12 protein-coding genes are annotated in these 13,208 nt (G+C 59.9%); 7 read left to right on the forward strand and 5 right to left on the reverse strand.

The features are described from left to right. Positions 1-74: 74 nt before the first annotated feature. The 7 genes from HQN82_RS14155 (at position 75) to HQN82_RS14185 (ending at position 7,382) form a co-directional block, all read left to right on the forward strand. Entirely contained in the window at positions 75-965 is an 891-nt protein-coding gene (locus HQN82_RS14155) for a carbohydrate ABC transporter permease (RefSeq protein ID WP_004444905.1), read from the forward strand. Positions 966-972: 7 nt separating this feature from the next. Next, positions 973-1,857: an ABC transporter permease subunit gene (locus tag HQN82_RS14160; RefSeq protein ID WP_004444907.1), complete on the forward strand. Its 885-nt coding sequence runs from the start codon at positions 973-975 to the stop codon at positions 1,855-1,857. 33 nt (positions 1,858-1,890) lie between these two features. Next, positions 1,891-3,012, forward strand: a complete 1,122-nt coding sequence (locus tag HQN82_RS14165; protein WP_112636328.1) for a sn-glycerol-3-phosphate import ATP-binding protein UgpC — start codon at positions 1,891-1,893, stop codon at positions 3,010-3,012. Positions 3,013-3,312: 300 nt separating this feature from the next. After that, complete coding sequence (locus tag HQN82_RS14170; protein ID WP_173615097.1) at positions 3,313-4,638, forward strand: LLM class flavin-dependent oxidoreductase; 1,326 nt, start codon at positions 3,313-3,315, stop codon at positions 4,636-4,638. Positions 4,639-4,789: 151 nt separating this feature from the next. Then, positions 4,790-5,785, forward strand: a complete 996-nt coding sequence (locus tag HQN82_RS14175) for an aliphatic sulfonate ABC transporter substrate-binding protein (RefSeq protein WP_173615098.1) — start codon at positions 4,790-4,792, stop codon at positions 5,783-5,785. Then, entirely contained in the window at positions 5,782-6,651 is an 870-nt protein-coding gene (locus tag HQN82_RS14180) for an ABC transporter permease (protein WP_004444914.1), read from the forward strand. The genes HQN82_RS14175 and HQN82_RS14180 overlap by 4 nt, the downstream gene beginning before the upstream one ends. After that, complete coding sequence (locus tag HQN82_RS14185) at positions 6,648-7,382, forward strand: ABC transporter ATP-binding protein (protein ID WP_022562623.1); 735 nt, start codon at positions 6,648-6,650, stop codon at positions 7,380-7,382. The genes HQN82_RS14180 and HQN82_RS14185 overlap by 4 nt, the downstream gene beginning before the upstream one ends. Before the next feature lie 12 nt (positions 7,383-7,394). On the opposite strand, the gene HQN82_RS14190 is transcribed toward HQN82_RS14185, so the two are convergent. From HQN82_RS14190 to arfA, 5 genes are all read right to left on the reverse strand, one after another. Beyond that, on the reverse strand, positions 7,395-8,222 hold the full coding sequence (locus HQN82_RS14190; protein ID WP_173615099.1) for a carbohydrate ABC transporter permease: 828 nt from the start codon (positions 8,220-8,222) through the stop codon (positions 7,395-7,397). Beyond that, positions 8,219-9,103 (reverse strand): carbohydrate ABC transporter permease, encoded by an 885-nt coding sequence (locus tag HQN82_RS14195; RefSeq protein WP_022562624.1) that lies wholly within the window; start codon positions 9,101-9,103, stop codon positions 8,219-8,221. The genes HQN82_RS14190 and HQN82_RS14195 overlap by 4 nt, the downstream gene beginning before the upstream one ends. Before the next feature lie 66 nt (positions 9,104-9,169). Continuing rightward, positions 9,170-10,444 (reverse strand): extracellular solute-binding protein, encoded by a 1,275-nt coding sequence (locus tag HQN82_RS14200; RefSeq protein ID WP_173615100.1) that lies wholly within the window; start codon positions 10,442-10,444, stop codon positions 9,170-9,172. A 75-nt stretch (positions 10,445-10,519) separates the two neighbouring features. Continuing rightward, complete coding sequence (locus HQN82_RS14205; protein ID WP_173615101.1) at positions 10,520-11,593, reverse strand: ABC transporter ATP-binding protein; 1,074 nt, start codon at positions 11,591-11,593, stop codon at positions 10,520-10,522. A 7-nt stretch (positions 11,594-11,600) separates the two neighbouring features. After that, entirely contained in the window at positions 11,601-13,112 is a 1,512-nt protein-coding gene (gene arfA, locus HQN82_RS14210; RefSeq protein WP_006700548.1) for an arabinosylfuranosidase ArfA, read from the reverse strand. Positions 13,113-13,208: the final 96 nt, after the last annotated feature.

Consider the following 13,208-nt stretch of genomic DNA (forward strand, 5'->3'; position numbering starts at 1 on the left):
GCCGTTTTTCAGGGGCTTGCCCGCGGGATCTCCCGGGCAAGCCCGTCCAGTTCTCCACTTTTGCCGGTTACTCAATGGAAAAGCGCGCCGTCTTCAAGAGCACGTGGTTGCCCGTGCTGTTCGCCCTGCCGCAGCTTCTGCTGATCTTTCTGTTCTTTTATTGGCCCGTGGCAGCGGTCATCAACTGGGCGTTCACACTTGAACCGCCCTTCGGCGGTGCGGCGGAATTCGTCGGGCTCGCCAATTTCAAGGAGACCTTCTTCGATCCGCTTTACTGGCAATCGGTGCTCGTCAGCCTGATCTTCGCCGTCGCCGGTCCGTTCTTCACCATTCTCATCGGCCTTGTCCTTGCGCTTTGCGTGGATCGCGCCCTTCCCGGCTCCGGCTTTTTCCGGGTGCTCTACATTCTTCCTTACGCCATCGCCGGGCCTGCGGCGGGCATGGCTTTCCGTTTCATCCTCTCGCCGGAACGCGGGCTTGCCGCCTCGCTCAACGCCTGGTGGCCGGATTTCTGGAACCCGGCGAAATATGGCGAGCACGCGCTGATCCTCGTCATCGTCATCTTCATCTGGAAATGGGCGGGTTACACCTTCATCTTCCTGTTCGCCGGCCTGCAATCCGTGCCGCGCGCGCTGACGGAAGCAGCCGCCATGGACGGCTCCGGGCCCGTCCGCCGCGCCATCGACATTCAGGTGCCGCTGTTGGCACCGACCCTGTTCTTCCTGACCGTCATCATGATGACGGAGGGTTTCGTCGGCGCGGATACGTTCGGCATCGTCGCCTCCACCACCGAGGGCGGTCCCAACCGCGCCACCGAAGTGATGGTCTACCGCATTGTCAGCGAAGCATTCGAGGGGCTGAACTATTCCGGCGCCTCGGCACAGAGCCTCGTCCTCATCGGCCTCATCATGATTTTCACCTTCATCCAGTTCCGCTTCGTCGAGCGGCAGGTCCATTACAAGTGAGGCGACGATGATCCAGCGCACCCCCTATGCCGACGCCCTGACCTACGGGCTGATGATTGCCGGTTTTCTTCTGCTCATCGGTCCCCTGCTCGTCGTGATCGCCGGCGCTAGCCAGTCTGTCGTTCAGGTCAACAGCATCCCGTTCAGCTTTCTGCCACAGGGCGAATTCCTCACCAATGCCCAGACCGCCTGGCAACGCGCCAATCTCGGCAACGCCCTTCTCAACAGCATGATCATGGCCACGCTGGTCACGATCGGCAAGGTGGCCCTTTCGGCTTTTACCGCCTTTGCCATCGTGTTCTTCCGCTCGCCGCTGAAGCACCTCTTCTTCTGGACGGTGTTCATCACTCTCATGCTGCCGCTGGAAGTGCGCGTGGTCCCGACCTATTCGGTGGCCGCGGATATTTTCCAGCCTTTCCGCTCCATCCTCGGATGGTTCGGAATTGAGGTCTCAGTGGAGTGGAACCTCCTGAATTCCTATGTCGGCCTCACCCTGCCGCTGGTCGCGACCGCCACCGGCACCTTTCTATACCGCCAGTTCTTCATGACCATCCCCGACGAACTGGCTGAAGCGGCGCGCATGGACGGATCGGGGCCAATCCGCTTCTTCGTGGAAATGCTGTTGCCGCTCTCCCGAACCAACATGGCGGCGCTCACCACCATCATGTTCGTTTATGCCTGGAACCAGTATCTCTGGCCGTTATTGATGGTCACCGATCCTTCCTACAAGACGGTGATGATGTCGCTGCGCGCCCTTCTGCCCGCCGAAGACGGCACGCCGGACTGGAACGTGACACTGGCCGGCTCCCTCATCATCATCACACCGCCGCTTCTCGTTGTCGCCTTCCTGCAACGCTGGTTCGTCCGCGGTCTCGTTTCGTCCGAAAAGTGACGGCGCGCGGCTTTTAACAACAAGGTTCCCATCATGGCTCAGATCGATATCCGCCAGCTCCGCAAATCCTATGGCAAGACCCCCACGCTGCATGGCGTGGATCTCACTTTCGGCTCCGGCGAATTCGTCGTCATCCTCGGCCCCTCCGGCTGCGGCAAGTCCACCCTTCTGCGCATGATCGCCGGGCTGGAGGACATCACCTCCGGCGAGATCGCGATTGGCGGACGCGTGGTCAACAGGCTCGAGCCGCGTGAGCGCGGATGCGCCATGGTATTTCAGAACTACGCGCTCTATCCGCACATGACCGTCGCCGGCAATATCGGCTACGCGCTGAAAGTTGCCGGCGTCGCCAGGGCCGAGCGCCAGCGCCGGATCGAGGAAACGGCGAAGATTGTCGGCCTTTCCGATTATCTGGAACGCAAGCCGGCTGCGCTTTCCGGCGGCCAGCGCCAGCGTGTGGCCATGGCCCGGGCAATCATTCGGGAGCCGCAGGTCTTCCTGTTCGATGAGCCGCTCTCCAATCTCGACGCCAAGCTGCGTGTCACCATGCGCGCCGAAATCCGCAAGCTGCACCAGCGCCTGTCCGCCACCTCCGTCTTCGTCACCCACGACCAGGTGGAAGCCATGACGCTGGCCGACCGGCTGGTCGTGATGAACAGGGGCATCGTCGAACAGGTCGGTCATCCCCTCGATATCTATCATCGTCCCGCCAGCACCTTTGTTGCATCCTTCATCGGTTCGCCGGCCATGAACCTGTTCACCACCCGGGTTGAAGTGGAATCCCACGCCGTCATGCTGGCCGGCACGCCGGTGAAACTCTTTCCCGAAACCGCACTGGAACTGCGCGGCCGCGACGTAACGGTCGGCATCCGCCCGGAGCAATGCCTCGTCGGCGCGGATGGCGAGGGCGTGCCGGCCATCGTCGATTTCGTCGAAGAACTGGGATCGGGCCGCATCGTACACGCGGAGATTGCCGGCGAAACATTCTCCGCTGCCATAGGCGAGGACCTGGCCGTGAAGCCCGGCCAGCGCATCCATCTCGGCCTGCCGGCCGCACAGTTGCACTTCTTCGATCCGGCTACAGGCAAGCGTATCGAAACGGAAAGCGCCATTGAGACCCACCGCACGGGCAACGAGGCGCTTCTGGCGGTCTGAACGCGGACGGCACCGAAAAAGAGGTCCGGTGGCAGGCCGCCTGCCGGACCTTCACACGACGATCCGAAGTTGCAGACATATTACCAGCCCGCGACAACCGGTCGGCAGTGACGGTTGCATCGTCGCAAACGCGATCCCGGGAAAAATCTTTCGGTTTGGAAATCATAATCGGAATAGTCTTTGCCGCGCCAATTCCCTGACGGGGATATCGTCGCCGCAAGCAAGAAGCGGGCTTGCGCCCGCCAGCGGATGCGACAGCGAGCCGTCCGCGCCGAAACACCGACAAGAGAGTGAAAGCCAATGGCAAATGATCGCAAACTGCATCTCGGCGCCTTTATGAGGCCCGTCAGCCTCCACACGGGCGCATGGCGTTATCCCGGCGCCTTTCCTGACGCCAATTTCAATTTCGCCCATCTGGCGCGTTTCGCGCAGCAGCTCGAAGCTGCGAAATTCGACGCATTCTTCATGGCCGATCATCTCGCCGTCCTGAACATGCCCACAGAGGCGCTGCGCCGCAGCCATACCGTTACTTCCTTCGAGCCCTTCACGCTTCTTTCCGCCCTGGCCGCCGTCACCCAGCGCATCGGTCTCGTCGCCACGGCGTCCACCACGTTCGACGAGCCCTATCACGTGGCCCGGCGTTTTGCCTCTCTCGATCACCTCAGCAATGGCCGCGCCGGCTGGAACATCGTCACAACCTCGAACCCGGACGCCGCCCGGAATTTCGGCCGAAATGATCAACCCGACCACGCCGAGCGCTATGGCCGCGCGCGGGAATTCTATGACGTCGTCACCGGGCTGTGGGATTCATTTTCGGATGATGCCTTCATTCGGGATGTCGATAGCGGACTGTTCTTCGACCCTGAAAAAATGCATGTGCTGAACCACAGGGGCCCCGAATTTTCGGTGCGCGGACCGCTCAATATCGCCCGCCCGGTGCAGGGCTGGCCGGTCATCGTTCAGGCCGGCGCATCCGAACCCGGACGCCAGCTCGCTGCCGAAACCGCTGAGGTGGTCTTTGCGGCCACACCCACCCTTGCAGCCGGCAAGGCCTTTTACAAGGACGTAAAGGACAGGACGGTCGCCGCCGGACGGTCGCGTGATGGCATCGTCATTCTGCCTGGCGCGTTCGTTCTTGTCGGCGATACGGTCGAGGAGGCAAAAGCCAAGCGCGCCAGGCTCGACAGCCTCGTCCACTATGAAAGCGCGATAGCATCGCTGTCGATCGCGCTGGGTCACGACGTGTCCGGTTTCGATCCCGACGCCCCGCTGCCCGACATTCCGGAAACGAATGCGAGCAAATCCAGCCGCGAAAGAGTGATAGAACTTGCCAGAAGCGAAGGGTTGACCGTGCGTCAACTCGCGCAGCGGCTGGGCGGCTATGCGGGGCTCGCCTTCGTCGGCACGCCGAAAACCATCGCCGACGAGATGGAACAATGGCTGCATGAGGAAGGCTCGGACGGCTTCAACGTCACTTTCCCCTTCCTGCCCGCCGGTCTTGACGATTTTACCACGCTGGTCGTGCCGGAACTGCAAAAGCGCGGACTGTTCCGAACGGACTATGAAGGTCCGACATTGCGCGATCATCTCGGACTGCACCGCCCGGTCAACCGCTTCTTTGCTTGATAACGGGATGTCGCGCCTATCCCTTCGGGATTAGGGAGATTTTCCACGTCGCTTTCGAAGTTTGGCATGGGGTTCCAGAGGTGCGTATTGACCACAAAAACCCCTGCCTTTAGCCTTTATGTATATAAAATCCATAAAATAGGTGAATTAAATGAAGGCCGAATATTCCCGCCGCCATATCCTCAAGCTCGGTATTGCCGGCGCGCTTGCCGCGCCGCTTGCAACTCGCGGTGCGCTGGCACAGAGCACGCCGGAATTTCCGGCAGAGCTGAAGCTGGACTGGGGATTTTATTCGTCCCATACGCTGCTGATAAAGAACAAGGGCTGGCTTGAGGAAGCGTTCAAGGATGTCGGCACCAAGATCACCTGGGTACAATCGCGCGGCAGCAACAACTCGCTGGAGTTCCTCAAGGTCGGCTCGACCGATTTCGCCGGTTCCGCGGCGCTTTCGGCCTTTCTTGCCCGCGCCAATGGCGTGCCGCTGAAAGTCATCTATGTAGCGAGCTGGGGCGGTTCGTCCATCATTCAGGTGCGTCCGGATTCGCCGGTAAAGACGGTGGCCGGTCTCAAGGGCAAGACCATTGCCGTCACCAAGGGCACGGCTCCCTATTTCACCCTTGTCCGCGCGCTTGCTCAACACAAGCTGTCAGTCGATGATCTCAAGGTTGTAAACCTGCAGCACCCCGAGGGGTTCAACGCGCTGCAGCAGGGACAGGTGGATGCCTGGGTCGGTATCGATCCGCACACCTCCCAGGCCGAGCTTGCCGGCGACAGGGCAATTTTCGATGAGCGTAGCTGGCGCGACGGCAGTGTCTTCAGCGTATCGGAGGCGTTCCTGGCAAAACACCCGCGCGCGGTAGAGCGTCTGCTCGGCGTGTGGGTGCAGACGCAGAAATGGATCCGCGAGAATAACAGCGAATTCATCGATTTCGTCACGAAGGTCACGGGCAACGACCCCAAGATCACGGAACTTACCATCAACAAGCGTGACTGGAACGACCCCGTCCCGGGTGAAGAACTGTTGAATTCGATCCGTATCGTTACCCCGCTGCTTGGCGACGACGTCCTGCGTCCGGGCGTCAATGTCGACAATGTTCTTGCGTCATTGATAGACCCGGCTCCGGCGAAAAAGGTGCTGGGCGCATGAATTCCCATCCGCGCGAATTTCAGCGCGTGAGACAGCCATCCAGACAGTCTCCTTCCCGATCGACGCTTGTGCAAAAGGTGGGGGCTTTCTTCACACGGTTCGACCTGCGCGGTGCGATCGTGCCGGTCGGGTCTTTGCTGCTGCTCGAGCTTTTTGTTCGCATGGGCTGGGTGAGCCCTTATGTGCTGCCGCCGCCATCGGAACTCTACGATACGTTTCTGCGGCTTGCTGAAGGACCTCTCTGGACCAATGTCGCGGCAAGCACCGCCCGCGTTTTCGTCGGCTTCGTCATCGGCTCGGTGCTTGCGGTCATCGTTGGATCGCTGGTTGGGCTGGTCGTTGCCGCCGAGCGTTATCTGGAGCCCACGTTTCAGGCCCTGCGCGCGGTTCCGAGCCTCGCCTGGGTGCCGCTGCTGATGATCTGGTTCGGCATCGGCGAAACCTCTAAAATCGTCCTGATCGCCAAGAGCGCGTTTTTCCCGGTCTATCTCAACCTGTTCTCCGGCATCCGCAATGTGGATCGCAAACTTGTGGAAGTGGGCGAAATGTATCGCCAGCCCCTGCCCGTACTGGTCTGGCGAATTTTTATCCCGGCCTCCCTGCCTCATCTTTTCACCGGCCTGCGTTACGGGCTGTCCCTCGCCTGGCTGAGCGTCGTGGCAGCCGAGCTTCTGGCCGCATCCGAAGGGATCGGCTACATGCTTTCCGACGGGCGGGAACTGTCCCGTCCCGATCTGGTCATGATCGCCATCATCTGCCTTGCGGTGCTCGGCAAGATATCCGACAGCCTGTTCAAGATCGTCGAGGAACGCTGCCTGCGTTGGCGCGATACCTATCCCCTGCAGGAAGGAGGGCGGTTGCGATGAGCCTGCTTCAGGTAGACGTGCGCGAAAAGGCCTTCGGCGATACCGTTGTCCTTCAGGACATTCGTCTGGGGCTTGGCGATGGCGAAGCGGCGGTTCTTCTCGGGCCAAGCGGCTGCGGAAAGAGCACGCTGCTGCGCATCGCCGCAGGTCTGGACAGGCGATTTGCCGGCGCAGTGACGATCAACACGGAGGAAGAAGACGGAGCGACGGACACGCCGCCGATCGCCTTCGTCTTTCAGGAACCCCGCCTGATGCCCTGGCTGACGGTTGCCGAAAATATCGGCTATGCGGCCGGCAAGAAATTCGACGTGCAGCGGGTTGAAGGGCTGATCAACGACGTAGGCCTCAGCGGCCACGGCGCGGCGCTGCCAAAGGCGCTTTCCGGCGGCATGGCGCAGCGTGTCGCCATCGCTCGGGCGCTCTATACGCAACCGCGTATCCTGCTGCTCGATGAACCCTTCAGCGCGGTCGATGCCTTCACGCGGATGAAGCTTCAGGACCTTGTTCTGAAGCTTGTCGAACAGCGCGGCATCTCATTCCTTCTCGTCACCCACGATATCGATGAGGCTCTCTATCTCGGCGACCGGATTTACATGATGGGTGCCCATGACGGTCGCATACAGGAGGAGATCGAGGTGGACGTGCCACGCCCCCGTGACCGGCGCTCACCCCGGCTGGCAACCCTCAAGAACGACGTGCTGACAGCCCTGCACAAGGCGCATGTCATCTGATCGTCCGCCCCCTCACCCTTTCACACCGGACGAGATCATGATGGCTTCCGTTACCCGCCGCTGGAAGATGACGTAGGCGATGATGACCGGCAGCGCGGCAAGCATGGCAATGGCCATTAGCCGTGCATAGGCAACGCCGAATGTGTCATTGACCTGGGTGATGCCGATCGGGATCGTCATCATGTTTTCCGAGGTGACGACGAGGAAGGGCCAGAAGAAGGCGTTCCAGACCGTGATGAATGTCACGATCGCCATGGCGGTCGTAATGCCCCAGTTCAGCGGCAGGTAGACCTTGAAAAGGATCGTATACTCACCGCCGCCGTCCAAAACCACAGCCTCGCGCATCTCCTTCGGCACGCTGTCGAAGAACTGCTTGTAGACGATGATGACGATGGGCGTGATTAGCTGCGGCAGGATGATGCCTGCCCAGGTGTTGATGAGGTTAAGGTTTTTCATCAGGATGAACTGCGTGACGACAAGCGTCTGCGCCGGCACCATGAAACTCGCCAGCACGATGCCATAGAGCAGGCGTCGGCCCGGAAACCGTATCTGCGAGAGGGCATAGGCGCACAACATCGAGATAAGAAGCACCGACACGGTAACGATCGCCGCCGTGCCGACCGAGTTGATATACCAGTTCATCAACTGCGTGTTGAAGATGGCGTTCACATAGGCGCTCAGCCGGAACTCGTCGGGTATCAGCAAGGTGTTCCCTGCAACATTCTCATCCGAGCGAATGGAGGTGACGAAGGTCCAGTAGAGCGGAAATATCCATACCAGCGCCGCCGAGAAGGTCAGCACGGTCAGGATGATGTTTTCTAGTCTTCTGGTAAGGCTCATGAGTTCCTCCGGATGCGCAGCAACTGGAACTGGAGAATGGAAACGATGACGATCAGCAGGAACAGCACGGTGGCGACGGCAGAGGCATAACCGCCATTGTTGAGCTGGAAGGCTTCACGATAGACCTTTAGAAGCAGCACGAAGCTTGAGTTGAAAGGGCCGCCGCCGCTCAGGAGATAGATCTGGTCGAATATCTTCAGTTGCAGGATCAATTGAAGGGTCAGCACGAGGGCTGTCACGGGCCATAATAGCGGCCAGGTCACGCGCCAGAAGCGTTGCGACGTCGTTGCGCCATCGAGCGAGGCGGCCTCATAAAGCTCGGCCGGAATGTTGCGAAGACCCGCGATGAATAGCAATACGTTGAAACCGTTGGTCCACCAGATGGTGACGACGGCGACCATCGGCATGACCCAATAGGGATTCTTGAAGACCGCGACCGGTTTTCCGGCAAACAGGGAAATCACCGGCTGAAGAATGCCGAACTGAAGATCGAGCATCCACGTCCAGATTTCCGTGACGACCGATACAGGCAAGACATAGGGCAAGAAAAACAGGCTCATCGCAACCGTCTGCCTGACGCCCGAAAGGCGGCTGACGGCGAGTGCGATCATCAGCGCGATGACAGTCGTCGGGACCACGGTTAGAAGCACAAAATAACCGTTGTTCTTCAGCGACGTTATAAACAGGCGGTCGCTCAGCAGCTTTGCGTAGTTTGCAAACCCGACCCAGTTTCCATCACCGATCAGGGGCGCATCGGTGAAACTCATGCGCACCATCTCGATCAGCGGATAAAGGAAGAAGGTGGCGAAGACCACGATGAACGGCGTCACCATCGACAGCGCGATCAGCGATTTCTTGCGCCGGTTTTCAATCATAGCCATGGACTGTCTCCGGGACTTCACGCATTGCAGGCGCCCTCCGGCCAGAGACCGGAGGGCCGGTTCCTGTCACTTCAGCTTGCTTTGCAGCTCTTCCTTGATCTGCTCCACCGCATCCGTGCCGCTCATGAAGCCCTGAATGGCTGGAGCGATGACGTTGAGCGCGGCATCATAGGCAGGCGAAGCGACACCCGTGATCGTCGTTTTCGGATCGAACACGGCTGCTTCCGCAAGTGACGCATAGGTGGCGTTCGGCTGCATCGCCTTGTAATCGCTGCCCTCGGTGATCGATTTATACGCCGGGATATGGCCGGCATCGGCCCAGCTGATGGCGTGTTTTTCCATCCAGCCGATTACCTTCATCACCGCGGCGCGTTTTTCGCCGGAAACGGTCTTGTCACCCTGGTTGGGAATGGCAAAAGCGTGTGAATCCGCCCATGTAGCGCGTCTACCCATGAAGGGCGGAACCTCGACCGCGCTCCATTTGAAGCCCAGCTTGTTGTTCTTTTCCAGGTCCTTGTAGGTCGGCACTTCCCAGACGCCGTTCAGCTGGAAGGCGGATTTTCCGGCGGAGAAGAGCGCGACGGAAGCGGGATATTCCGCCTGCTCCGGCGCCCAGCCGTTTTCGCGCCATTTCGACATGGTATCGATAGCCTTGGCGGCCTTCTCCGCATTGTCGCCGGCCAGCACCTCGCCATTGGTGACGAGTTCACCACCCTGCTGCGAGAACAAGGTGTAAAAGACGCGCCAGACACCGGCTTCACCGCCGGACTGATACGTGACCGGCGTTTCGACGCCTTTTTCCTTGGCCCAGGCCAGCGCCTTCTCGAAGTCGTCTATCGTCTTGATACCGGTCAGCTTGCCTTCGGCATCGATATAGGGCGAGCCTTTGAGAAGATCGGCATTGTAATAGAGAACCAGCGCGTGAATATCGAAAGGCACGGCATAAAGCTTGCCGTCATGGGTGGCCGCATCGAGCGGCGCACTGAAGAAATCGTCCTTCTTCAGTCCCGCATCCTCAAGATCCTTGTCGGTAATCTCGCTCAGCACCTTCTCCTGCAGCGCCAGCGGCGCACGGGACAGGTGATAGGTCATGACGTCAGGTCCTTCGCCGACGGCAGAAGCGGTCCGCACCTTGGTATAGAAGGGCACGCCCCATTCGAGCGTCGTTCCCTTCACCTGAATATCAGGATGTTCCTTGTTGAAGGCATCGATCAGCGCCTTCATGCGCACGCCGTCACCGCCGGACAGGAAATCCCACCAGACGATATCCTGTCTGGCCAGCGCCGGCAGGGCGGTCAAACCCAGAACCGTGCCAACAAGCAATGTCTTGATCAGTCGCATCGTTCACTCCTCCCGTTTTCTTTGAAAACACCCCATCGGGGATGGTCTGCTGCATCGACAGGCGCCTCCTCGCGCCTATCGCAACCTTCTGCCGTCGCTGTCGAAAACCATGATGTGGTCGGGCGCGGCGGTGAGCGAAACCGGACGGCCATCCAGGCTCTCGCGCGAGCCCTGGCGCTGCACGATGATTTCCCTGCCGGCCCTAGTGCGGGTATAGAGGTAGGAGACGTCGCCCAGCTCTTCCGCGACCTCGACGACGACCGGCAAGGCACCGTCCTGTGTTATGATCAGATGCTCGGGCCGGATCCCGATCTCGACACGCTGCCCGGCGGAGACGGGTTGCGAGAGCCGCGCCTCGATATGTCCATGCCCGCCATCGGGCGAAAGCGTCACGACGCCTTCGTGCTGTCCGACGACGTCCGCCTGCAGGAAGTTCATCGCCGGTGAGCCGATGAAGCCCGCGACGAACCGGTTATCAGGATCGTCATAGAGGGTGAGCGGAGCGCCCGCCTGCTGCACGACGCCGCCCTTCAACACGAAGATCTTGTCCGCGAGCGTCATGGCCTCCACCTGATCATGGGTGACATAGATCATTGTGGCACCCAGCTTGCGGTGAAGCCGGGTCAGCTCCAGCCGCATCTGCACGCGCAACTCCGCATCGAGGTTCGAAAGCGGCTCATCGAACAGGAAGACCTTCGGCTGTCGAACGATGGCGCGGCCGATGGCGACGCGCTGGCGCTGTCCACCGGAAAGCTGCGACGGTTTTTTCTGCAGATGATCTTCCAGCTGCAGAATGCGGGCCGCCTCGCCCACCCTCTGATTCACCTCCGCCTTCGGCCGGCGGGCAAGACGCAGGCTGAACGCCATGTTCTCGAACACCGTCAGATGCGGATAGAGGGCGTAGTTCTGGAAAACCATCGCAACGCCGCGATCCGCCGGCTCGACGGCCGTGACATCACGGTCGTCGATGGCTATGCGTCCGCCGCTGGTCTCTTCAAGACCGGCAATCATCCGCAGCAGCGTGGATTTTCCGCAGCCGGAAGGCCCGACGAAGACCGCGAAGCTGCCGGTCGGGATGTCCATCGAGACATCCCGGATCGCCGCGAAGGAGCCGAAGGACTTGGCAATATTGTTGAGACGGACACCCATGGCCGCCTCACTGAACCTTCAGACGCAGCACATGATAAGACAGCGCCGGCACGGAGCCCTTCAGCGCTCCGTCTTCGACGCCGACACCGCTGCCCGGCACCGGCACGACACGATCCGGCTGATCCGGGCCATTACCGACACGCAGATCATATCCCGCCATGGCCAGATGCAGATCGAGCGTGGCCGACGAGAAACCGGTGAGGCTGACATCGAGGTCGGCGGCCTCGGTCAAGTGCCGGTTCAACACGAACAATGTCACCATGCCTTCCGCCTCGTCATAGACACCGGCGACATCGAGATATTTGACGTCATCGGCCGCATTGCAGTCATAGGTCGGGCAATCAACGGCGACATTCAGCGCGACGCCACGGCCATAAAGCGAAGCGAACTGGTATGGATAATAGATCGTCTGACGCCATGCCGGGCCGTTCTTCTCGGCACGGATGGGCGCGATGACATTGACGAGCTGCGCGATGCAGGCGATGCGCACCCGATCCGAACGGCGGATGAACTCGTTGAGCAGACCCGCCACGAACAGCGCGTCCTCGAAATTGTATGTCTCTTCGAGAAGTGCGGGCGCTTCTGGCCAGTCCCAGCTCTTGATGCGTTTGCCGTCTTCTTCGCGGATGTGATACCAGACGTTCCATTCGTCGAAGCAGATGGAGACGTCGTTCTTGGCGCGCTTCTTCGCCTTCACATAATCGATGACGCCCGCAATCGTCTGGATGTAGCGTCCGGTTTCCTCGATCTTGCCGAAATAATTCAGCGTGTCGCGGCTGTTGTTGCCGAAATATTTGTGCAGCGAGATGTGATCCACATTTTCATAGCACTCCTCCAGCACTTCCCGCTCCCATTCGGGATAAGTGGGCATGCCGTCATTGGAGCTGCCGCAGACAATTGCTTCAATTGTCGGGTCGAAACCCTTGAAGGCCTTGGCGGTTTCGTTGGCGAGACGCCCGTACTCCACCGCCGTTTTGTGACCGATCTGCCAGGGACCGTCCATTTCGTTGCCAAGGCACCACATTTTCACGCCATGCGGTTTTTCGGCGCCATGGCTGCGGCGCAGATCGCTGAGCGTCGTACCGCCGGGGAAGTTGACGTATTCGAGGAAGTTGCGGGCGTCGTCCAGACCACGGGAGCCAAGATTGACGGCGAGCATCATCTCGATGCCGGCCATCTGCGCCCAGTCGGCGAATTCATTGATGCCGATCTGGTTGGTTTCCTTGGAGCGCCAGGCGAGATCGAGACGGATGGGACGCTGGTCGCGCGGCCCAATGCCGTCTTCCCAGCGATAGGCCGAAACGAAGTTACCGCCCGGATAACGGATGGCCGGGATCTTCAGGTCCTGCACGAATTTCAGAACGTCCTTGCGAAAGCCGTTTTCATCCGCCTGAGGATGGCCCGGCTCGTAGATGCCGCCGTATATGGCGCGCCCCATATGTTCGATGAAGGCGGAATAAAGACGATCGTCGATACGCCCAATCCGGAAGTCCCGGTGGACTGAAACCCGCGCTTTCATAAGGCTCTCCTCCCATGCGCATTTATATCGTGAAATATGGTATAGACCACATTTGATAATATAGTTGCCGAGGGAATCCGCGCCTGTCAACCGCGA

This window comes from Agrobacterium pusense (assembly GCF_013285525.1).
GTDB classification, from domain to species: domain Bacteria; phylum Pseudomonadota; class Alphaproteobacteria; order Rhizobiales; family Rhizobiaceae; genus Agrobacterium; species Agrobacterium pusense.

Bases quoted from the DNA above. Each gene is read 5' to 3' on its own strand.
- HQN82_RS14185 (WP_022562623.1), top strand. From the start codon at position 6,648: ATGAGCCTGCTTCAGGTAGACGTGCGCGAAAAGGCCTTCGGCGATACC.
- HQN82_RS14205 (WP_173615101.1), bottom strand. From the start codon at position 11,593: ATGGGTGTCCGTCTCAACAATATTGCCAAGTCCTTCGGCTCCTTCGCG.
- HQN82_RS14200 (WP_173615100.1), bottom strand. From the start codon at position 10,444: ATGCGACTGATCAAGACATTGCTTGTTGGCACGGTTCTGGGTTTGACC.
- HQN82_RS14175 (WP_173615098.1), top strand. From the start codon at position 4,790: ATGAAGGCCGAATATTCCCGCCGCCATATCCTCAAGCTCGGTATTGCC.
- HQN82_RS14165 (WP_112636328.1), top strand. From the start codon at position 1,891: ATGGCTCAGATCGATATCCGCCAGCTCCGCAAATCCTATGGCAAGACC.
- HQN82_RS14195 (WP_022562624.1), bottom strand. From the start codon at position 9,103: ATGGCTATGATTGAAAACCGGCGCAAGAAATCGCTGATCGCGCTGTCG.
- HQN82_RS14190 (WP_173615099.1), bottom strand. From the start codon at position 8,222: ATGAGCCTTACCAGAAGACTAGAAAACATCATCCTGACCGTGCTGACC.
- HQN82_RS14160 (WP_004444907.1), top strand. From the start codon at position 973: ATGATCCAGCGCACCCCCTATGCCGACGCCCTGACCTACGGGCTGATG.
- HQN82_RS14170 (WP_173615097.1), top strand. From the start codon at position 3,313: ATGGCAAATGATCGCAAACTGCATCTCGGCGCCTTTATGAGGCCCGTC.
- arfA (WP_006700548.1), bottom strand. From the start codon at position 13,112: ATGAAAGCGCGGGTTTCAGTCCACCGGGACTTCCGGATTGGGCGTATC.
- HQN82_RS14180 (WP_004444914.1), top strand. From the start codon at position 5,782: ATGAATTCCCATCCGCGCGAATTTCAGCGCGTGAGACAGCCATCCAGA.
- HQN82_RS14155 (WP_004444905.1), top strand. From the start codon at position 75: ATGGAAAAGCGCGCCGTCTTCAAGAGCACGTGGTTGCCCGTGCTGTTC.